Consider the following 22114-nt stretch of genomic DNA (forward strand, 5'->3'; position numbering starts at 1 on the left):
ATTTGCAATATGATGTAATTTTATGTATATTTACCTTGCAGTTATAAAACTGTTAATTTGTATCAAGATAAACGCTGTTGCCATCGTGTCGGGACTGCTTAATTAGGACTAATTAAGTGGACATGGTGGCACCATCTCAGCTTAAGGAACATCATGAAACATTTTTCCACTCAAAAACTAGCCATCGCTACTTCCATCGCACTTGGTGCCATGCTCGCCACAACTGCTCATGCCGACCCTAAAATCTCAGGTCGTCTTTATCTGTTTGGCACATATGATAACGTAGACACCAAGACAACCAATACCGTGACTGGGGCTGTCACAAATGCGAAAACTGACCGTACTAAAATGAACTCTGGCGGTTCTCGTTTGCGTTTGACAGGTGATGAAAAACTGACCGATGCTACGGATTTGGAATACTACCTAGAATATCGTGTTCATCTTGATGATGATGGGGCGGGTAGAAATTTTGAATCTCGTAATACCTACCTAGGGCTTAAAAATAAGCAGTATGGTACTGTGCGTGCAGGTCGTATTTACACCCCTGATGACGACATTGACTATGTAGACCAAAGTTATGTCTACGCATCAGGTGTGGGCTTGCCATTTAGCTATTTGGGCGACCGTCATAATAACGTCATTCAATACATCTCTCCTAAGTTCAATAGACTTCTTTCCAAACCCCGATTTTTGTGGATTTTTAAAAACCTCAACCCCAATACTTATAAGGGTTTATTTTTAGTTTGGAAAGAGATTTAATGACGGTAAAACTCAGGTCAAGCTCCACTATGCCATGGATGAGGATGCAAGCAGTAGCACTACTGGTACAAATAATCACGGTGGCGAAGTGACTGTTTTTAAAAATGGTGTGCCAACTGATGTAAGACGTGATTTGGTGGCAGGGCACATCCTACACGAAGATGAAAAATTTGATGCAGGTGTGGCATATACCCAAGCGGGCGATTTTAATTCATTGCGTGCGATGGTGTCTTTAAAACCTACCAAAGAGCTGACTGTGGGTGTCATGGCACAACAAACGGACTATAATAGTGGCAACAAAGAGTTGGGAGCCATCATCAGTGGTTATTATAAAGTCAATAACAAAACTGATGTCTATGGTCAGGTAGGGCATGCTGATAAATATGAAGGTTGGAAAGATGGTGAAAATACCGTTGCCAGTGTAGGCATTGTCAAATGGCTTAAAAATGATGGTGGGGCTAGACTGCGTGCTTTTGGTACACTGTCTTATAATGACCAAACCACTTTCCAATATAACACTGCCAACCAGCTTGAACGTGTTGAAAAAGAAGCGTTTGGCGTAGAGACAGGTCTGCGTTACGATTTCTGATAATTAGACAGCATAAAACCAGTCATGACAAATGGCTGGTTTTATTTTTGCCAAAATTACAACTGGCAATCTAAATTATTTGTTAAATATTCCTATTTTCATTGATTTATCAAGAATTTTTGGTTAAAATATGCAACCATCATTTATCTTTCATGTTAGGGCGTGTTGAATATTGGTATTTGCAATGAAAAATGCCTGTTTAAAAAAGCAGGGGGAATCACACGTTTTTCAAGGAAAAAATGCAGGCTGACAGTCATTCTATCAGACAAGTTTTTATTATGAAAAACAATCCGACCACTTAACCATATAAGTTTTTAAGATTTTAACTTAACTTTTTAAATTAAGTGGTCGGATAGCCATTTTTTATGCAAAAATTGATAAAAGTGTTAAACTTTCATCTTATTTTATGAAAATGTTATCAATGTTCAACACGCCCTGTTGCCATATATAGGACGTATTATGTTTACCAAAAAACTTTTAGCCCTTGCCGTTGTTGGTGTGTTTGGTCTAACCGCTTGCAACCAAGACAAACCTGCCACCACAGACACCGCTCCTGCCGAGCAGTCCCAATCAGCACAAACCAACCCTGCCGACACCACAGCAACCCCTGCCACAGGCGAGCTTACCATTAAGACCGCCACAGGCGAGCAAACTATCCCTGCCAATCCAAGTCCCATTGCTGTCTATGACATGACCGCCCTACAAAACCTAAAAGCCTTGGGCGTGGCGGTGCAAGGTATGCCGTCAGCGGAGATGACTGCCGAGCGTATCGCTACCCTAAACCTAAAAGCGGACGGTACGCCAGACGGCACAAGCGTTGGTACGCTATTTGAGCCAAATTTAGAAGTATTGCACGGTCTAAAACCACAAGCCGTTTTTGTGGGTTCTCGCATGGCAGAAAAAGCTGAAGAGCTTGGCAAAATCGCCCCAACTTATAATTTGACCATTGACACCAACAACGTCTATGAGTCAAGCAAACAGCAGATTACTGATTTTGGTAAGGTGTTTGGCAAAACTGCCGAAGCCGATAAACTCATCGCTGATATTGACAACGCCATTAGCGAGACCAAAAAAGCGGTAGAAGGCAAGGGTAATGGGCTTGCCATTTTAATCAATGGTAACAAAATGAGTGCCTATGGCAAAAACTCACGCTATGGCTATCTACACACCACATTCGGCATTCCTATGGCGGACGCTGACGTGAACAAAAACGAAGAGCGTCATGGTCAGCCCATTAGCTTTGAATATATCCAAAAAATTGACCCTGATTGGCTGTTTGTTCTAGACCGTGGTTCGGCGATTGGCGAAGAAGGTGTATCTGCCAAAGAAGTGCTCAACAACCCACTTATGCACAACACCAAAGCCTACAAAAACAATCAAATCGTCTATGTTAGCCCAGATTCTTATCTTGCCTTTGGTGGTTATTATCAATGGCTAAAAGACACCAAGATTGTTACCGATGCGTTTAATGCAAAAACGGCTCAGTAATTGATGTTGGGTTTAACAAGGGGCGGATTTTATTCGCCCTTTTGCTGATTTTAAAAATAAATATTCTGATTGTACTTAATGGGATTGACGTTTGGGCGAATAAATTGCCCCTACACGTCCAAATTTTAAAAATATGGCTCACCAAAGGACGTGGAAAGCACGCCCCTACAAAGGCATTATTTTAAAATTTTGATTTACCACATCAATTTATCATATAAACCCATTTTAAATCATTAACCCCTTTGCCTACCATACGCCTTAGAAATCATCACTTAGGAACTCTATGACCACAGCGACACTCTCCACTCCGAAGTCCGCCCCAAAATCTCGGTGGTCGCCAACATTTGTCAATGTTGGTGCGTTTTTGCTTTTGTTTGTTTTGATTGTCATCAGCATTTCGGTGGGGGTGGCGGATTTTTCATGGGCAAAACTCTTTGACGACACCGACAACAGCTCACAGCTCTTTCTGGTGAGCCGTCTGCCCCGTACGCTCGCTTTGATTTTGACAGGGGCGAGCATGGCGATAGCGGGCATGATGATGCAGGTCGTGCTAAAAAACCGCTTTGTTGAGCCGTCCATGGTGGGGGCAACGCAGTCGGCGGTGCTTGGGATTTTGCTGACTAGCCTATATATGCCAACCTTGCCCCTTTTGGGTAAGATGAGCATGGCAACGGTCATGGCGTTTGGTGGCATGATGATTTTTATGCAGATTATCAAACGCTTACCGCCAACCGATTTTCTCATCATTCCGCTTGTGGGGATTGTGTTTGGGGGGATTATTGACTCGTTTACGCTGTTTTTGGCGTATCAGACCGAGACGGTACAAATGCTGTCGGTGTGGCGGTTTGGCGATTTTTCTAGTGTGCTGGCAGGGCGGTATGAGACCTTGTGGCTGGTGGGGATTTTGTCCGCCATTGCTTATATTATGGCAGACCGCTTGACCATTATTGGGCTTGGGGACGGTATCGCCAAAAACTTAGGGGTCAATAAAGACGCTGTCATGTGGCTAGCGATAGGCATGGTGGCGATGATAAGTGCGGTGGTGGTGGTAACGGTGGGGGCGATTAGCTTTGTGGGGCTTGTCGTGCCAAATATCGTGAGCCGTCTGGTGGGAGACCGCCTGCGAGTGTCGCTCCCTGCGGTGGCGTTGCTTGGTGCGTCTTGTATGCTACTATGCGACATTATCGGGCGTGTGATACGCTATCCCTTTGAAATCCCTGTCTATGTCGTCTTTGGCGTGCTGGGGTCGGCACTGTTTTTGTGGCTTTTGTCAAAATCAAAATAGGGGCGTGTGATGAATTTTATAAAAAAGTTATTGGGCAATCCTATTTTGTTGGCGTTTATCGTGCTTGTGATTGGCTGTGGGCTGTATTTGACCTTAAATGTGATCAGTTGGGATTTTGCTTTGCCCCTGCGTACTCGCAAACTCATCGCTTTTTTGGTGGTGGGCTATGCGGTGGGGGTGTCCACGCTACTGTTTCAAACGCTTACGCATAACCCCATTTTAACGCCAAGTCTCTTGGGCTTTGATGCCTTGTATGTTTTGATACAGAGTCTCATGCTGTTCTTTTTGGGTATGCTAAGTTATGTAACTTTGCCAACGGTGGGCAAATTCGCCTTTGAAGTGGCGGTCATGATGATGCTGTCGGTGATTTTGTTTCGTTTTTTGTTTACCAAGCACAATCAAGACTTGACACGGCTTATCTTGGTGGGTGTGATTTTTGGGACGTTGTTTCGTAGCTTGTCCTACATGGTCGCTCGCATGATAAATCCTGATGAATTTGTAACCGTGCAAGCCAATAGTTACGCAAGTTTCACCGCCGTCAATGTCAATCTACTCATCACCAGCGTGGTGCTGTCGGTGGCGACTTTTGTTTATATATGGCGACAACGGTTTGCGTTGGACGTGTTGCTACTCGGCAGAAATTGTGCCATTTCGCTTGGCGTGCCGTATCATAAGCTGTCTCTTGGTATTTTGATGACAATCTCGCTACTGGTTTCCATGGCAACCGCCCTTGTGGGCCCGATTACGTTTTTTGGGCTTTTGGTGTGTGCTTTGACCAACCGTTTTTGCACCAAAATGGCTCATGGCGAACGGCTCATCTTGGTAACGCTCATCGCCAGTAGTACGCTTATTGTAGGGCAGGCGGTGTTTGAACATATCTTTAAAATGGCAGGCGTGCTTGAAGTGGTGATTGAGCTGTTTGGTGGGGTGGCGTTTTTGCTACTGATTTTTACGCAATACAATAAAGGAAAAAGAGCATGATAAAAGTAAAAAACGTAAGCCACAACATCGGCGATTTACCCATTTTAAAAAACGTAAATTTTGAGCTACCCACAGGGCAAATCATCGCACTCATCGGGGCGAACGGGGCGGGCAAAAGTACGCTGTTTAGCCTGATGGCTCGCATGAATCCGTTGCAGGACAAATCCGCCCACATCAGCTTTGACGGGCATGACATCAGCACCGCCACGGATAGCGACATGGCAAAAGTGGTTGCCATGCTCGCCCAAGAAAATCACATTCAGGGGCGACTGCGTGTGCGAGAGCTACTCATGTTTGGGCGTTATCCTTATCATCAAGGCAGACCCACGCAGGCGGATAAGGATAAGGTGGAAGAGATGATTACAACCTTTGAATTGGAGCCACTTGCCGAGCGGTTTTTGTCCGATTTGTCAGGCGGTCAGCGTCAGCGTGTGCTGATTGCCATGGTGGTGTGCCAAGACACGCCGTATATCCTGCTTGATGAACCGCTCAACAACCTAGATATGTACCATGCAGGGCGACTCATGCGACAGATGAAGGTGCTGGCAAGTCGTGGCAAAACGGTGGTTATTGTGCTACACGACATCAACCAAGCGTCCCAATTTGCCGATACGGTCGTCATGATGAAAGGGGGCGAGGTGGTGTCAGTGGGTACGCCAAAAGACGTGCTAACGGCTGAAAATATGAAAGTGCTGTATAACGTGGACGTAACGGTGCTAATGCACAATGGTAAGCCGATTGTGGTGGATGTGGTGTGAGAAAGGTAAAGGGGTAAAAGTGAATCTATCTCTATTTTCTAAATATATGAATTGATTTTGATACACCGTATCGTCTATTTGCCAGTTTATCAAAACCCCACCGCCACCACCGAACAGTCATCATGTCCTTGTCGCTTTTTTAGGTTTTGTAATAAAATCGCCAGTTTGTCGGTGAGCGTGGACTGGCTGTTCCACATGAGTGTCAGTTGCGTGGGGCTAAATTCGTCCGTCAAGCCGTCCGTACATACCACCACTGTTTCGCCCTGTGTTGGGGCGTGCGTGGTGCGATGAACATTAAATTCATGCTCGTTTGGGTCGGCGATAAGGCACTCCATAAGACCGCCATAGAATTGGGCGTATTGGGTGCTGTCGGCAACTTGTCCGCCAAGCAGTTCATTTAAAATCGAGTGGTCATGGCTTAATTTTTGCCACACGCCGTCCGCCCCCACGACAAACACCGCACTGTCGCCCACATTAAAAATATCTAGTCTATCCGCCCCAACCACCACCCCTGCCAACGTGGTTGCCGAGCCGTGAGCAGTCGCCCCCACGTCATTACAAAACCGCCCAAACCCCCGCTCAAAAAAGCCCACACCGCCCACGTCATCAGGGCGTGCGTGTGCCACTTCGTTTATCCAAAAACGGCTCGCCAAATGAGCCTGTGGGCTGTTAAACACGCCGTCCGCCACCGCCACACAAAAGGGCATGGCAGGTGTGGGGACAGTTTTGGCGTGATGAAGTTTGGCGGTGTGGACGTTTGTGCCGTCAAATAACGCATCTTGGTTGGTGCGTTTGCCTTCCCCTTTGATTTGAAAATAGGCGATTTGCATGGTTATCCTTTGGGCAAGTGTTCAAGCAGTTGTGCCAAGCCTTTTTTGCCTTGTGGACTTCTGGTGCTTGGATGATGTGTGCGATAACATATCGGCTGATAAGGGCTACCGTCTGTGTTTTTTATGTCTAAATTTAAAAAACACTGCTCCAAATAACGCTTGTGCAAATTACCATGCCCCACCTTTGCCCACGTCAATTCTTTAAAATATTCATGCCGTGCTTTTTGTACTGATTTTCTATGACCATTGACAAGCAAGATAAAATCAGGTCTTAATAGCTCAATTTGTGCCAATAATAATTCTTTGGATAACTGCTTAATGTCATCAAATAACTGGTGATTATCGGGCGTACTCAAATTATCAGATACCGCAAACATATTCGCCCATAATAGTCCGTCCGCCCCTGCTCGGTCAGCGACTTTTTTGGCAAAACCCAAAAAACGTCCGTCTTTTTGGGGTATGCTAATTTGCTTTTCAAAAAAGGTTTGGCCGTGGTTCATGCTTTTGATGACGTTGTCCATGTCATAATGTGGGACAGTCATGCCGCCACGCCAACCCCGAGTTTCTCTACCAACAATCAAGATTTTGTGTTGGGCGTTTTCATAATTTTCGGGTACAGAGCCTAGAAAAATATTGCAAAGCCGATGTTTGGGCGTGGGTTTTTGGTTTGTATTGCACTCATCTTGGGCGATTTGTTGGATAAGGGGCTGATAGCGGTCTTGATTTAAAATGTCAAAATACCGCTTGGCGAGTTGGTCTTTTAGGGTCATGGGTTTTCCTTTTGGTCATACTGAAAAGTATGTGGAACTAAGTTTTGCACACGCTTGTCTATGGTCAAAAACCGTCATGATAAGACTTGCTTTATCATGAACGGTTCTTTCTTGTATGACATACTGTAATTACAAACTCAGTGGCAACTCACGAGCCGTCAGCGATTTGGCAACCCGTTCATACCATGTTTTGATGATTTGGGTGGTTTCAGCATCATCACTGCCACAACGAGCAAGTGTCGGGCGGTAATGTGGACATTCACGCACTTCTTTACCGTCAATCTCCCAATCTAGCACACGCACAGGACGGCGATTTTCTATCCAGTGTGTGCGTGGGTCGGTGTCGCCTTTGATTTGATATGCTCCGCCAATGACTTGCACAAGGGCGATAAATTTTGCCCCGTTGCGAATGGCGACAATATCATTGACGGCAATTCTTTCGTTAAAAATGGCGATTTGTGGGTCGGGTTCATCGTCTCTTTCCCAATTTCCAAGCCCAATAAATCCACGATGTTCTAGGATATAAGGAATGTTTGGGGCAAAATCATCTTGCAAACCTGTGGGGTGCATTTGCATATGCCAAAAGTTGTTAGGGGTAAATGTGATGTCGGTCATGGTAGCTCCTTAGTGGTTAATGGTAATCATGATGTTCTCTTCGCTCACACCAAGCGTTAAAGCCAGTCTGCGTTTGGCTTCGGGTATGGTTAAGGGTGCGTCCGATTGGCTTTGGGTTTTCTTTTGGGTTGGATTGTTTTTAGGCTGTACAGGCTTAAATTCAAGGCTGTTAATGTCTAAGTATTCAAATTCATCTAATGAACGATAAGAGACAGGGTTTGCCGTCCCTTTGATGTTGGGAATATTGATGTCAGCGTATTCACTGATGTAAACTTCATAACGAGTGTTGTTGTGTGGGGAGACCTGAATATCGGAAATTTTACCAATCAAAAAGGCGGTGTGTGGCGGAGCTTCGGGATTGCCCCAATTGCCAATTAATTGCACGCAAATGATGTATTTACAAGCGTTAGCAGTGCGTTTGCTTAACCGCCAATCGCCACTTACACCTTCTGACAAAATGTCGCTTTTGCCATTGTAGGTAAAAACAACCAAGCATTTTTCGCTCATAACAAATACTCTCTAAGAAATCATGACTGGGTTTTACTGCCATTTTCTTAGAAAGTCAATTATTTTATTAAAAAAATTTTGATAATTATATTTTTAATATATTTATTTAATGCTAATAGTGTTCTAATAGTATTTTAATCCACCCTATCCCCACGCCCCGCAAGCCAGCCAAAGCCGACATTGACACACATTAGGATAAATAGCACATACAGCGACACTTCCCAAGTGCCTGTTTTTTCGTATAATTTACCCAATGCTAATGGGCCAAAAAATGCCACGCCATAGCCCACCGCTTGCACCATGCCCGACAAATCCCGAGCGGTATCAAGCCGTGTCGTGCGAATGGAAAACAGCATAAGCGATAACGTAAAAATACACGCCCCGCCAAAGCCCATAAGTGCCGACCATAGCATGAGATAATCAGGGAGCCAAATAAATCCGCCCGACCCCACTACGTTGGCAAGACTTGCCACTAAGGCAATGATTTTTATGGGAAAATTTCTTTTGATTAAAAAGGTCAATAAAAATATCGCCACAGGGGCGGACAGCTGAAAAGCAAGGGCAAGAGAGCTTGCCTGTGCCAAACTTAGCCCATAGCCCATGCCAATGGACGGCAAAAAGCTCGCCACCGTATAAAATAGGAGCGACTGTATGCCCATATACACGCCCAAATACCAAGCGTCCTTGCTTTTCCATGCGTTAAAATGGCTGGGCGTGCTGGTGGTTTGGGCGATGTCGGTATGATATAACTTATTGATAAATAACAACATAAAAAACGTCATTACCGCAAACACCCCCCACCATGACAATGCCACCTGCCACGATACCACACCCATGAGCGGTACGACCAGATAGGCACACAGCCCTGCACATACCGACATGGATAGGCTAAATACGCCTGTGGCAAGGGCGATGTGGTTGGGAGTGTATTTTTTGATAAAGGGGGCGGTTAAGGCATTTAATAGCCCAATGGCAAGCGACAAAACAACTGTACCAACAAACAGCCCACCCACCCCAAGCCACACCCGAGACAGCACGCCTAGTGCCAGCACCACACCGCTTGCTATCATCATGATTTCAAGCCCAAAACGCTTGGCGAGCATGGGGGCAACCAACGCCCCAAACGCAAACATCGGCATGGGTAACGCCCCCAAAAGCCCAATGGCGGACACCGACAGTCCGAGTGCATCTGTGAGTGTGGGGGCGACCGAGCCTAGCATGACAATGGGTGAACGCATATTTATCGCCAACAACACAAGCGTGATGATAAGCAGGGCAAGGGGTAGGGCGGATTTGTGGGGGTGTGTGGTGTTTGGCATGGCGGTTCGGTGTGGGTAAAGATAGGATTGTAACAAAAAAGGATAAGGCTTGAAAAGGGAAAAATTTAGGATAAAGAAAAGAAAAAGGGCGAATAAGTCGCCCTTGTGTTTATGTTGATTGTTTGTGTTGGTTATTGTAGGGACAAATTGCAATTTGCCCTTTTGGGAATTTCACATTTGGGCGAATAAATCGCCCCTACATATCAAGATTTAGAATATCTCTTTATTTAACCACGCCTTTTGGGCTAATGATAACATCAAATCTCTTTGGCAATCTTATCCAATGTCGCTTTATTGGCGAGCATGGCTTTTTTGTCGTCTTCGGTTAGGGACTCGCATTTGTTCGGGTCATTACCACAAAACTGGCAAAACTCATCGCCCATCAGTGTCGCCACGCCCCCACATGAGCCTTTTAGGGGTTTTTTCTTGACTAAATAACCAATCCCCATAAACAAAAAAAACAGCACAAACACCCCAAACGTTACAACAAACATGGGGATAAATTGGACGAGCAAGTCATTCATGGCGTTCTCCTAATTGATAGAGATGAAGGGTGTATTATAAAGAATTCTGCCAAAAAAATCAGTCCGTTTTTTGTAATGATATTGGGCGGTGGCAAAAAATATGTTAGAATACATTTGTAGGTACAATTTTTTAATTTTACCCACAATCAATATTTTATCTATCGTCAATCAAGGATTAGTATCATGACATCAGACTTAAATGTGCCAAAACCTAGCCCTAGCGAAGTTCAAAAATATTTAGATAAGTGGCAAACATTGGATAATTATCCAAAACAGGAAAGTGCATTAAACAAACTATTTTTTGAATTTGCACCAGGCAACACTGATATGAATGACATTTTGTTAAAATGTGCCACGTTAAATGATTTTTATAGCACTAGAATTCGCACAATTGACCTTGTTTATGTTGCAGATAATATTGCTAAGATAGATAATCTTGATGAATTGTTGGAAAAAGGAGATACAACCTTAATTGACAAGATGCAAATATTTAAAGACAAAGAAGGCTTGAAAAGAAGGTGTTATTCTTTTGCTACAAAATATTGCAGTCATCATAACCCAATAGCTCTTCCGATTTATGATAGCTTTGTAGATGAGATGTTATGGCATTTTCAAAAAACATATCAATTTTCAAATTTTCATAGAAAAGATCTTAAAAACTATCAGAGATTTATAGAAACTCTCTTGGATTTTAAAAGATATTTTGATTTAAATGATGTTGGTTTTAAAGAATTAGATCGTTACCTTTGGCAATTAGGAAAGGATACTTTTGGAAATAAAAAAGAATGATAATTTAACTAAAAAATCGCCCATTTATCCACAATGGGCGATTTTTATTTTCCCTATACCACTTCAACCCCTGCACACACCTGCCGATGAAAGCTCATCAACAGCTTTAATTTTGGCACATATAGCCAATGCAAAAATTCCACGCAGTTATCTTGTTTAAATTCATCTAAGATTGCCGATTTGGGTTTGCCGATTAGGGTGCTTACATTAGTGATACTAGTCATGGGCGGTCTCCTGATTGGTTGGGTTGATTTGGTTGGTTGTGGTAACTGGCGGTTGCGTGGGCGGTGTGTTGTCGCTTTCATCGCTTTCATTGTCATCATCTTGCCCTGTCATGCCATACCAATCCACATGACGAGTAGCAACCATAACCACGGCAATACACACAAACGAGAACACTGACCCCATAAGCAAATTCATGCCACTTGCCGAGAGTATCGCATAAAAGCACGCATACAACGTCCCCAGCACCGCCCCAAAACCCACGCCACGCCCAAACGAGCCGAGCATATAACAAGCATACCAACCGATAAGCCCCACGCAGGCAAGACTTGCGATGATGTAGGCATACAAAAAGGCGATGTGTTCGGCAAGTGATAACAAGAGCAAATAAAACACAAGCAACGCACTTGCCACGAGCAGATATTGAATGGGGTGAATGGCACGAGCCTTGATAACCTCAAACAAAAAGAACGTCCCAAACGACACCATGATGATAAGCAAGGCGTATTTGATACTGCGGTCGGTCTTGGTGTAGGTGTCGTTGGTGTGGATAAAATCGGTCATGAGAGCGTGGTGCGTGTACTGGTCAAAATCGCCCATGATGCCCCGTGATAGCTCCATGATGAGTTTTTGATTTTGCACGCCTAAGACATGGGCTTGCCATGTCGCCCCAAAGCCGTTATCGGTGAGCGATTTGTGCGTGGGTAGGGCTTGCCCGTGGAATTTGGGATTTTGCCAGTTGCTGTTTAGGGCAACGGTGTTCATCTCGCCAAGCGGTAGTACGCCAAAACTGCCAATGCCCGCCACATCAAGCTCAAACTGTACATTTAGCTCCCGACTGCCCATAAAATCGTCTTTCATAAAATCATCTAAGGTCATGGGCAAAGCCACTTCCAAATGTGGTAAGGCGTTGTCCGTGCCAAAGGTGGCAGGATAGCTTTTGCCATTGACGGTTACGTCCGTTGGCATGACACCCCGTAAATCGCTTAGGGCGATGATGAGCCTTAACGGTTTTGGGGTGGACTTAGCAGGCGTGGTGGGTGTCGCTTGGGTGGTTTGGGGGTTTTGGGTGGCGACTTGCTCGCTTGGGGTGGATTGGGCTTGCTCGTTTTGGGTTTGCTGATTTTGGGACTGTTCGTTTTGCGTTTGGGTATCAGACGATACCGTTTGGGCAGGTTCGGCAGGCGTGTCAATGTGCAAGGTGTGGGCGGTGGCATGGGCATTAAAACTCTGCTGTACGACCACCTTCGTGCCATAGCTTATCGCCCGATAAATGCCCCGTTTGTACTCGTCATCTCGCACATCGCTTGTCGCCTTGATGTCGCTTTTGGCGGGGAAAATGTAGTGCGTCTCATCGCCATGCCCTGCCACCAAAAAGGGCGTGGCTAGGATTTGCGATGACACATGGGACGACTTAATCTCGCTGATGACTTCATCGTGATAAGACTGTCGCTCGCTCACAAGTCCGCTTACGAACATCAGTCCGACAAAGAACACAAGGCATACCGCCCCGATGAGTGATAATTTTGTACCGATTTTTTGCATAAATAACTCCTAAAAACATGAAGTCATTATAAAAATCGTGTGTGCAAAAATTATGGAAAAATGGGGCGGATTTATGGAAAATGTGTGAAATCAGTGTGGCACACTCATCACCACTACCACACAATTATCCTTATCCTGCCCAAAACTTACCGCCCCGCCATGCAACTCTATCACTTGCTTGACAAGGGTTAGCCCAAGCCCCGTGCTTTTTTGGCGGTGGGTATTACCCATACTAAAATACCGCTCAAAGGCTCGCTTGATGATAAAGTCGTCCAGCGTGTCGCTGTCGTTTTTGATGTGGATAAACGTGTCCGTCTCGGTTTGACTGGTCTCAATGGTTATCGCACTTTTGCCATAATAAATGGCGTTGTCAATGATGTTTTGCACCGCTTGGGTAAGCCAAAATTCATCGGCACGAATACAGATACCGCTTTTGTCAAATTGCACGGTTTTGCCAAGCTGTTTTAGGGTTGCCGATTGCTGATTTAGGCAAGTTTGAATGAGTGCGTCTAGCTCAACGTTGCTCATGGTAAGTTTGAAGGTGGGCTGTTCAATCTTGGCAAGCGTCAAAAGTTTGTCCACTAGGGCGGTCAATTTGTCCGTTTGCGATAGGATAATGCCCGTAAACTGCTCACGCTCGGCAAGCGTCAGCTCGTCCGTCAAAATCTCGCTACTGGCACGAATGGCGGTCAGGGGCGATTTTAGCTCATGCGTGAGCGTGTGGACGTACTCGCTCACATACGCCTTGTTTTCTATGGTGTCTTTCATGGTGTGAATGCTCGCCATGAGTTCGTTTAGCTCTCGCCCAAGATAAAAATGGGGCGGTGCGGTACTGGCAAGCCCTTTGGTGTAGCGGTTTACGCTGTCTATGCTGCGTCTTAACCACCATGCCATGAGCGTGGCGGTGGCAAGCGTGATTGCCATAATCGTTAAGATAATCTTAATAATTTCATCGGTGCTTTTGTTGATATAAGGAATGAGCGTTTGGGTGGGTTTGCCAACGGATACCACGCCAATTATCCGCCCGTCTGATACAATCGGGCTTGCCACATACATGACCGAATGCCCGCCGATGTCGGTACTTCTTGCCCCGTATTTGCCACGCAAGGTCAGATACACGTCATTCCAACGGCTAAAATCCGTCCCCACGCTCGCCCCACGACTGTCATAGATGACCGTGCCTGTGTCGTCTGTGATATAGACGTGGTAGGTGCTTGTGGATTTTTGATGATACCAGATTGGCTTATCGGTAAGCTCGTTTGGGTTGGTAAAGGCGTGGGATAATTTGGTATTAAGGGATTGATTTAACTCATCTTTTGATAAATCTGCCACGTCTTTTGCCACGATGTGCGACAGTAGCACTGATGTATCTACAAGGCTGTCTTCTACCACCCGTTTGGCGGACGGTCGCACGGTTTTTTGGACATAATATAGGGCAAGGGACGATGACAATAGGGTAATCAAGGCAAAGGTAAGCCATATCCGCACAAAAATGCTAAAACTTAGGCGTTTTTTAAAAATGCGGTCAAGTAGGGTGTGGAGTGTGGGCATGAAGCAAATATTTTTTTGAAAAAAACATTGTAGCATGTTAAAAAATATTTGTGTTGTTTTTTACTTTGTAGTAGAATGACGAAGAGAAATGAGTTAGTTAATTCAAAATTATTCAAGACCGTGTCCATGATTGGTTGGATTTACGGTTTTTGAGTATCAAAAAATGCTGTATAACAAAAAATAAGGGTTGTTATGTTTATGGATTGCTCAAAAACTAAACAAGATTTTGAAAATTTTGTTGAAAATCATCTTGGTGCAGACAAACTAAAACAACTCAAAAACATACATCGAGGCGGAATTAATAATTTAAAAGGTGCTCAATACGAGCAGTATTATTTGTTGTTCAAAACATTTGAAATAGCAAATAATGCAACGCTTGATTTGTCAAAACAATATTTAGAAACGCAGGTTTATGGATTTGTTGATGACATTGCTTATATTGATAAGCAGAATAATATCAAGTATAGTTATCAAGCCAAAAATTCTAATGGTCAAACCGCTGATTGGAATAATGAGCAAGAGCAGAGATTTTTACAGCAAAGAAAGATAGACCTTGACTTTTTTGGGTTTAGTGATTCATATTGCTACTTGCTAGTATCAGATATAAGCAAGGCAGATATTAACAAAACCAAAATAACTCACACCAACTTTACTTGTGAATTTTTTCCATGCTACACAAAGGTGGTTGACTTATTGGGACACAAACCATTCAAAGAATATATTGATAATTTAATTGAACCAAATGCCACACTTGATTGAACCAAATGCCACACTTGCGGACAGAAATTATGCAACCAGCCTTATTTTGGGCATATTATCTAATGATGAGTTTGGTTCTATTCAAAATATTTTTGAAAATGCCCAGTCAGAGGCTTACACAAATACTTTTATTAAATTTAGAAAATCAAACCAACCAATTCCCGATTGGCTGACTAAATATCTAGAAGGGTTAAAACTGCAGGTTCAATATGAATTGCATTATGGCAGATTGAAAGTCAAATTTGAACAAGGGCTTGAACTTTCGGTTGATGTGGATACATTACCAAATCAATCGCCTACACAAAATCCAACCATGGAGCAATTGATTGCACTTTTAATGCAATGCTCAATGAAAAAATTGCAGAACCCAAATAAATGGGAGAACCCAAATGAACACCTCTCGTCAATTTAGCGTATATACCACGCCATTAGCAAAACAACATTTGCAAGGTCTATTGGAAGATAAAAATCCATTAACCTACCAAAAGCATATGTATGTTTTGGGAGAATTATTATCCCAAAACATTATTTCGCAAATTGACAATAAAGAGGAGGTGTTGCTAATATCCACTGCTGAGGATGCAGATTATTTGCAACTTGGCGTGCAAGATGAATTAAAAAAAGCAAACTTTAATACCAAAATGGCAGTTTTTTGGAATAATCATTATCAGCCCAGTTATGGGGGTAGTGTTGCTCCTATTGTACATAAATATTTGGAACCAAACTATCATACCGCCAAAACCGTTATTATTGTCAAATCTGTTATATCGGGCAGTTGTGTGGTGCGTACAAACCTATTAGAGCTTTTTGATACCATCAAAGAAGCCAAAAGGATTTTTATTGTATCCCCCGTTATGCACATCAACTCTCAAGACGCTCTAAAAGCAGAATTTCCAAATGATATTGCCAATAAATTTGAGTTTATTTATTTTGCTATTGATGCACAAAAAGACAAGCAAACAGGCGAAGTTATTCCGGGTATTGGCGGACAGATTTATGGTTTGCTAGGCTTGACAGACCAACCAGCAAGAACTGGCTATATCCCAAAAACCATTCAAAAGCGTATGGGCTTAACGATTAATTAACAAGCCCATACCCAACCCCTCGATGAGTGATGATAATCTCATCATCGCACACTTCTGCCAATTTCTGCCGTAAGGTTTTGATATGACTATCAATGGTGCGTGATAGGCGATGTTCTGGGTGGTCGGAGATGCTTGCCAAAATCTGCTCACGGGACAAAATGTGCGTGGGATTGGCAAGTAAAGTGAGCATGATACCAAGCTCGGTTTTTGATAAAGTCAAGGCGTGATTGTTTAGAGAAAGTGAATAATCATGGGCTTGATAACGCCAAGTGTGCGTACCTGTGGTTTTGGTAAAGTCGGTGTGGGCGGTGTCTGCCTTGCCCGATATGTCGGTTTTGTCCGATTTTTGGGTAAAGATGTTTTCTCTACGCCATATCGCTTTTAGCCGTGCTATCAGCTCTCGGGGGCTAAATGGCTTGGCGATGTAGTCGTCCGCCCCCAGCTCCAAACCCAAAATGCGGTCTATCTCGTCCGTGCGTGCCGTCAAAAACAGTATGGGGGCATGGGCGTGCCTGTCGCCTTGGCGTATCATTTGGCACACGCCAAAGCCGTCTCCGTCAGGCAACCCCACGTCCAGCACGACAGCGTCAAGGCGTGGTGTATCAAGGCAGGGGGCGACTTTGGCAACCGTGTCCGCCCATGATACGGTATAGCCTTCACGCTCTAAGGCAAAACGCAAGGTCGTGGCAATGGCAGGGTCGTCTTCGATGATGAGAATGTGCATATCTATTGCAATATAATATCTACCTCTCCCGATTTAATGGGCTTGGTTCCAAAAAACTGCGTCTGAGTGATTTTGCCCTCGGGTATTGGTTTGTCAATAATGGTCATTGTATGCTCAGGGAAAGCAGCTTTTAAAGCAGCTTCGGTTGCTTTGAGTGTAAATTCTCTACTATCCGTTCTAACATAGACCACACAGTTATCTTGCATTAATCTTGCTGATTTTTCAAATACATTATTTAGTAAATTTTGATAATCTGCTTTATTGGCGAATCTTCCTTGATGTTTTTTCTGATCTATATTGCTAGAAATTTGATGTCTCTTATCCAACATCCAAAGTCTAAGCCATTGGTCATTGTGATAATCAGTAACACCTTGATATGGTGGTGATGTTAGCATTAGCGAGTACTTTTTTGCTGGTAAAGTATCTAAAATATTTACACTATCTCCAAAGTGTATCACGCTCTGTAAATTACTTGGTATCCCTTTTTTGTAGCGCCAATCTATTTTGCTTAATAGCATTGCACAAGGATCAACCCGAGGTGGTTCTGATAATCCTTGTTTAGCCCACCATTTTATGGAATATTCCATGCTCATTGACTTAGTTCGTCTCATCTGATTTGACAAACCACAACCAATATTATCATGCAATGATGCCAATATAAAACCCATTAATGTTCTATCAACATTATTATTAATCCAATCCAACTCATCTTTTGCTGTTAATAAAAAATACAAAACTTCATCACAAAAGCAGTGTCTAAAAAATTGAGGTAGGAGATTTAAATTATAATGATGATTTTGGCTTGCTTTATCAATTTCCAGTAATTTTTTTATGACATTTTCTTTTTTGGCAGGGTTTAGTTTTGTTTGAGCAAAAATAAACCCCACGGGATTAATCTCAATACCTGTGCCGGATCTATCCAGAGCAGAAGTTGCATAAATACTTGTTCCCCTACCTGCAAAAGGATCCAGAACAAAATCACCAATTTGTGAATAATTATCAATAACTTCCAAGGCAAATTCGCTTGGGGACATTGCATAATAAGAGCCAAATCTTGCCCAGCGTGCTTGTGGTGTAGTATAGCCTTTAAATAATTGATTATACATTATTAATTGACTCTTTCTTGAATTCTTTTGCCATTTTTTCAAAAATTTTTGTGCCAAGATTTAAAGGAATGGCGGCTTCTGCATGAGCAGCTATCAAGGCGGAAATAGAATTTGCGTAACGATTAGATGACAATTCATCTAATAAAGTAGTAACATCTTTTAGACGAGAGAATTGGTTGATTTCACAAATTGTTATATCTCTTTGGTTGTCATTAAAGCAACATAAGACAGGCACAATTCTATGTCCTAATTTCGTTTTATAGAGAATTTTTCTACCAAAATAAGTATCTTGCCCATAAGGTTTCTCACTGGTTGAAGGCTTGATGTGCTTCTTGATATAATCATCATTGAGTAATAATATGGAATTTGGTGTAATGGCACCTTCGCCAAAAGTATAATCCCGTCCAGTTACTCTATCTAATTGCTCAAAGTGGGTAGCAAATAGACCCGTTTTCTCGATACCAAGTATCAGCATATCCTGACCGCTAATTTGTTTTTGTGTATTATTAATGCGTTCCAACTCTTTGGAAATAGCACCAGCCAGCCAAGATGCAACACTAAATACTGCCAAGGGACCATCAATGACAAATGCAGTATGTCGTAAGAGATATAACCACCCCATTTTTTCAAAATTTCTTAAAATATTAATCAGGGTTAGTTTTTCTATCACGCTCATAATTTGATTGTACATCTCGCCACTACTACCAACTGGATTTAGTAGCTCATGCAATCTCATTGCATCCGTTGAAAACAAATCACGTCCAGAATATTTACACTGATACACACCAAAACCGTATTCTAAGTCCTTATCTTCGAAGCCTGGAATTGGGGATTTTGGCTTAGATCCTGCATTCTCAATCCTATATTTCAATAAATACTCATAGGTTTCTAATAAGTTTTCACCTTCTGTAAACAAGGTGTGTTTTTGCAGCATCTCAAACAACACTCTGCGTAATGATGATTTATCATCACTTTCATTATCAAGTAGCACATTACAGCCTGGTAACACCCCTTCAAATGAAGTTGTCTTTTTAGCACCTCTTAACTTTATTGGATCTGGAAATCGCTCTTGGCTGGTTGTTTTTATGATCTGCATATCCAATATTACCGAAGCAACTGTTAAATAACAGTATTCAGCACTAGGATAGCTCTTTTCTGGATTAATTGCAAGATTGCTGCCATCTATGGTAATAACATAGTGAATGCTACTATTAGAATCAGGTAAATCATTTGATGATAGAAATTGATTTTTAACAATATCTGTACCACTGATATTTTTTAAGCGAAAGCGATTTTCAAGCTCCCTAATAGCCTGAGATTCTCTTATTCTGCGTAGCGATTCATGATTGGCAATTTCACCAACGTATGGCATATAAATATCTCCTTAATTGTTAATTTCAAATTTATCTACTTGAACAGGCACAAAAAATAAATTACTAAGCGTCTTTATTCTTAAAAATCCTTTGTCCTGAGCTCTAAGTATAGATGTTTCAAAATCTTTAAAATCATAATATTTACACAATTCTTTGGTTTCATCAGTATTGTTTAAATGGCTGATAAACCAATTAGCTGTATTCTTTAAAATATTCTTTTGAATGCTACTCACCTCTTGGGTGGCATAGACCATACCGATGCGATATTTTGCCCCTTCTTTGGCAGTTCTAACCCATACATCAGAAGTATCTAGGTCATTGCCAACAGGCAATAGGTTGTGAGCCTCCTCTACATAAACTAAAATATTGGGAATTTGAGTATCCCCATTTCTAAATAGCTCCTGATTTTTTCTAAAAATCTGCCACATAATTCTTTGAGCGGATGATTTATTAAGCTCAGGATTGCCACTAGACTGATCAATGATTACTAATTTCCCATTTGCTAGATGCTCATAAATCTCTTCAGCATAATCTTTGGTGGTGCCAACATCATGTTGCTCTATCGCCTTACCAATCATTCTTGTGTCATTAGCATACTGCCACATACCAATTATCTTTTTAAAGTCTTCATCAGCCCATTGTTCTCCTGAGCTAGATGTTGCAATATAATCATTATTAAAATCTTTATAAGCCGATTTGCCATCTCGGATAAAACTATCTAGAGCCTCAAAAGCATTTGCTAATTGATGCAAAGAAACAAAATCTTGGCTAAGAACTTTTGCTACTGATTTATAATTTGATTGCAAGTCTGTTTGATCATCTTCTAATGCTAGAATTAAATTTTTGTTAAACAATCCCTTAATAGATACTTGCTGTTTATTTTGGGGCACTTCAAACCCTGCTCGTGCTAACAATGCTTGATATGCAAGCACACGCCTTCTATATCTTGTTGTTGGACCACGATCGTTTTCATCAGGTTTTTCAAAAATGACTTGAATAAAGTTTTGAATATACTTGGTTTTATCATCTGCCAAGATACTATCAATAATGGATTTACCCAAATTTAAGTTATCCTCTTCAAAGAAGTTTAACTTCATTAATTTACGGTCTAGGTCATTTTTATGCCCTGTCAAGCCATAAGTTACCACTTCATCGTGTTTTTCAGAACCAGTGTATAATTGATAGATATTTTTTAAAGAATTTGGATTATTATTAGCATCTTTGTCTTGTGTATTTTCATTAGCATACTCACCATTGGGGTCAAAAATAATCTGACCAACTCTTAATGGATTGTCTTCTGAATTTTTTGGCATTCTTAGTTCATAAACAGATTTGGCAATAATTTTTGTGGTATTAGACTTGCCTGTGCGAGTCATGCCAAATAAAGCTGATTTTTGTGATAATAAATCCGTAGGGTAAATATAAATGGGTACATTATCAACCTGCTGATACTTTCTATTAGATGAGGCATAACGAATATAGCCTAGCCTCACCTTTTCTTTGCTACCAAATTCAGCAAAATGATTATTAAGTGTTTGAGAGTCATAATAATTCACAATTCTTTCTAATGCTCTTCCGACAGGCTTATATACTTTTAAGCCTTGATTGGAGTAATAGTTGGAAATATCACTACCAAATTTCATTAGTAACTCGCCATTTTCTTCCTCAAAAAAGAAGTGCCAATTACTTTGCACTCTAAGCCAGCATAAGATAGGTGGTTTCTGGTATCAACATCCATTACCCCGTCCGAATCCCAATGGTTGCTTTCACCACTTACTCTTTGAGCGGTCTCAACACGAATTCTTTCTAATTCAGCATCTTGGGGGAGTTTGGCTGCATCCATAACTCTAAGTAAAATAATGGAGGTATCTTCTTTTTTGAAATCCAAATTCTCATTCTCTACATTCAACCGAGTGGCGATTAAAAAACTTAAACTTGGAATACCTCCAACCTGTTCACGGTACTTGTCATGAATAATAACTTTGGCAGAGTTGTAACCAAGAGAATACACATCACCGACCAACTGAGTAGGTTGTATTAAAACCTCTAAATCTGATTTTAGTTGATTGTTAATATGTGCATTTTGAAGAAATTTAAGTTGTTGGTCAAACATAGCCATGTGTCCTTTGCTAGGGTGTTGATTTACTGATTATACAGTTTCTTGGACTTAAAGTCATTAAAAAAGTTAGGGCGTGCCCACCTTTTATATTTGCAATGAAAAATGAGAAAAATCGCACGTTTTTCAAGGAAAAACATCATTTTATTTCTAAAACATTTCTAAATTTCAAATTGTGTTATAAAGGTTCAATACGCCCCACCCAAAAAAACACGCCTAAAAAAATGAACCCCACCCCAAAAGTTAGATACTCAAACACTAACCTTTGGGGTGCTTTCTATGGCAAAATACACTCTACAAAATGAAAAAGTACTACGGTTCCGGTTCGTGGTGAGCCTGTCGAACCATGACGGAAACCGACCCTTCGACAAGTTTAGGGCGAACGGTTTCCGTAGTAAAATTCAATTTTATTAGCTGTA

General features: G+C 42.1%; 24 protein-coding genes. 10 read left to right on the top strand and 14 right to left on the bottom strand.

What is annotated here, in order from left to right:
* The first annotated feature begins 153 nt into the window (after positions 1-153).
* From B5J94_RS01050 to B5J94_RS01075, 6 genes are all read left to right on the top strand, one after another.
* A complete protein-coding gene (locus B5J94_RS01050) occupies positions 154-759 on the top strand; it encodes a porin (RefSeq protein ID WP_079363872.1) in 606 nt (201 codons plus the stop codon).
* Positions 760-793: 34 nt separating this feature from the next.
* Entirely contained in the window at positions 794-1348 is a 555-nt protein-coding gene (locus B5J94_RS01055) for a hypothetical protein (protein ID WP_079363873.1), read from the top strand.
* A gap of 459 nt (positions 1349-1807) precedes the next feature.
* Positions 1808-2836: a siderophore ABC transporter substrate-binding protein gene (locus B5J94_RS01060; protein WP_062498801.1), complete on the top strand. Its 1029-nt coding sequence runs from the start codon at positions 1808-1810 to the stop codon at positions 2834-2836.
* A gap of 283 nt (positions 2837-3119) precedes the next feature.
* Complete coding sequence (locus B5J94_RS01065) at positions 3120-4121, top strand: ABC transporter permease (RefSeq protein WP_079363874.1); 1002 nt, start codon at positions 3120-3122, stop codon at positions 4119-4121.
* Between the two features lie 9 nt (positions 4122-4130).
* Positions 4131-5102: an iron chelate uptake ABC transporter family permease subunit gene (locus B5J94_RS01070; protein WP_062498802.1), complete on the top strand. Its 972-nt coding sequence runs from the start codon at positions 4131-4133 to the stop codon at positions 5100-5102.
* Positions 5099-5860, top strand: a complete 762-nt coding sequence (locus B5J94_RS01075) for an iron ABC transporter ATP-binding protein (RefSeq protein ID WP_062498803.1) — start codon at positions 5099-5101, stop codon at positions 5858-5860. The genes B5J94_RS01070 and B5J94_RS01075 overlap by 4 nt, the downstream gene beginning before the upstream one ends.
* A gap of 89 nt (positions 5861-5949) precedes the next feature.
* Here B5J94_RS01075 and B5J94_RS01080 read toward each other — a convergent pair whose 3' ends face one another.
* From B5J94_RS01080 to nqrM, 6 genes are all read right to left on the bottom strand, one after another.
* Entirely contained in the window at positions 5950-6690 is a 741-nt protein-coding gene (locus B5J94_RS01080; protein WP_062498804.1) for a PP2C family protein-serine/threonine phosphatase, read from the bottom strand.
* 2 nt (positions 6691-6692) lie between these two features.
* Positions 6693-7460 carry a hypothetical protein gene (locus B5J94_RS01085; RefSeq protein ID WP_062498805.1) on the bottom strand — a complete coding sequence of 256 codons (768 nt, stop codon included), beginning with the start codon at positions 7458-7460 and terminating at the stop codon, positions 6693-6695.
* 129 nt (positions 7461-7589) lie between these two features.
* On the bottom strand, positions 7590-8075 hold the full coding sequence (locus B5J94_RS14610) for a hypothetical protein (RefSeq protein ID WP_062498806.1): 486 nt from the start codon (positions 8073-8075) through the stop codon (positions 7590-7592).
* A gap of 9 nt (positions 8076-8084) precedes the next feature.
* Complete coding sequence (locus tag B5J94_RS01095) at positions 8085-8582, bottom strand: hypothetical protein (protein ID WP_062498807.1); 498 nt, start codon at positions 8580-8582, stop codon at positions 8085-8087.
* A gap of 134 nt (positions 8583-8716) precedes the next feature.
* Positions 8717-9901, bottom strand: a complete 1185-nt coding sequence (locus B5J94_RS01100; protein WP_062498808.1) for an MFS transporter — start codon at positions 9899-9901, stop codon at positions 8717-8719.
* 257 nt (positions 9902-10158) lie between these two features.
* Complete coding sequence (nqrM, locus tag B5J94_RS01105) at positions 10159-10425, bottom strand: (Na+)-NQR maturation NqrM (RefSeq protein ID WP_062498809.1); 267 nt, start codon at positions 10423-10425, stop codon at positions 10159-10161.
* Between the two features lie 183 nt (positions 10426-10608).
* On the opposite strand from nqrM, the gene B5J94_RS01110 reads away from it, so the two are divergent.
* Positions 10609-11214, top strand: coding sequence for a hypothetical protein (locus tag B5J94_RS01110; RefSeq protein WP_062498810.1), 606 nt, complete (start codon positions 10609-10611; stop codon positions 11212-11214).
* A 53-nt stretch (positions 11215-11267) separates the two neighbouring features.
* Here B5J94_RS01110 and B5J94_RS14005 read toward each other — a convergent pair whose 3' ends face one another.
* From B5J94_RS14005 to creC, 3 genes are all read right to left on the bottom strand, one after another.
* Positions 11268-11438, bottom strand: a complete 171-nt coding sequence (locus tag B5J94_RS14005) for a hypothetical protein (protein ID WP_156471044.1) — start codon at positions 11436-11438, stop codon at positions 11268-11270.
* The gene (gene creD / locus B5J94_RS01115) at positions 11431-12981 is read right to left on the bottom strand and encodes a cell envelope integrity protein CreD (RefSeq protein ID WP_062498811.1); all 1551 of its coding nucleotides are present in this window, start codon (positions 12979-12981) and stop codon (positions 11431-11433) included. Before creD ends, B5J94_RS14005 begins: the two co-directional genes overlap by 8 nt.
* A gap of 90 nt (positions 12982-13071) precedes the next feature.
* Positions 13072-14532 carry a two-component system sensor histidine kinase CreC gene (gene creC, locus B5J94_RS01120; protein ID WP_158081025.1) on the bottom strand — a complete coding sequence of 487 codons (1461 nt, stop codon included), beginning with the start codon at positions 14530-14532 and terminating at the stop codon, positions 13072-13074.
* A gap of 192 nt (positions 14533-14724) precedes the next feature.
* Here creC and B5J94_RS01125 point away from each other — a divergent pair, with 192 nt between their 5' ends.
* From B5J94_RS01125 to B5J94_RS01135, 3 genes are read left to right on the top strand one after another with little or no spacing between them, the layout of a single operon-like run.
* The gene (locus tag B5J94_RS01125; RefSeq protein WP_062498813.1) at positions 14725-15291 is read left to right on the top strand and encodes a hypothetical protein; all 567 of its coding nucleotides are present in this window, start codon (positions 14725-14727) and stop codon (positions 15289-15291) included.
* Complete coding sequence (locus tag B5J94_RS01130; protein WP_062498814.1) at positions 15275-15703, top strand: hypothetical protein; 429 nt, start codon at positions 15275-15277, stop codon at positions 15701-15703. Before B5J94_RS01125 ends, B5J94_RS01130 begins: the two co-directional genes overlap by 17 nt.
* A 43-nt stretch (positions 15704-15746) precedes the next feature.
* Entirely contained in the window at positions 15747-16376 is a 630-nt protein-coding gene (locus B5J94_RS01135; RefSeq protein ID WP_228144486.1) for a hypothetical protein, read from the top strand.
* Here the strand turns inward: B5J94_RS01135 and B5J94_RS01140 are convergent.
* The 5 genes from B5J94_RS01140 to B5J94_RS14615 are packed head-to-tail and all read right to left on the bottom strand — an operon-like array spanning position 16369 to position 21692.
* Positions 16369-17100: a response regulator gene (locus B5J94_RS01140; protein WP_062498816.1), complete on the bottom strand. Its 732-nt coding sequence runs from the start codon at positions 17098-17100 to the stop codon at positions 16369-16371. The genes B5J94_RS01135 and B5J94_RS01140 overlap by 8 nt on opposite strands.
* Positions 17101-17102: 2 nt before the next feature.
* Positions 17103-18248, bottom strand: coding sequence for a DNA methyltransferase (locus B5J94_RS01145; protein ID WP_228144487.1), 1146 nt, complete (start codon positions 18246-18248; stop codon positions 17103-17105).
* Complete coding sequence (locus tag B5J94_RS01150; protein ID WP_062498818.1) at positions 18199-19578, bottom strand: DNA double-strand break repair nuclease NurA; 1380 nt, start codon at positions 19576-19578, stop codon at positions 18199-18201. Before B5J94_RS01150 ends, B5J94_RS01145 begins: the two co-directional genes overlap by 50 nt.
* Positions 19579-19590: 12 nt before the next feature.
* The gene (locus B5J94_RS01155) at positions 19591-21222 is read right to left on the bottom strand and encodes a helicase HerA domain-containing protein (RefSeq protein ID WP_228144488.1); all 1632 of its coding nucleotides are present in this window, start codon (positions 21220-21222) and stop codon (positions 19591-19593) included.
* Positions 21222-21692 carry a hypothetical protein gene (locus tag B5J94_RS14615; RefSeq protein WP_228144489.1) on the bottom strand — a complete coding sequence of 157 codons (471 nt, stop codon included), beginning with the start codon at positions 21690-21692 and terminating at the stop codon, positions 21222-21224. Before B5J94_RS14615 ends, B5J94_RS01155 begins: the two co-directional genes overlap by 1 nt.
* Positions 21693-22114: the final 422 nt, after the last annotated feature.

The sequence above is a fragment of the Moraxella lacunata genome, assembly GCF_002027545.1.
Lineage (GTDB): Bacteria > Pseudomonadota > Gammaproteobacteria > Pseudomonadales > Moraxellaceae > Moraxella > Moraxella lacunata.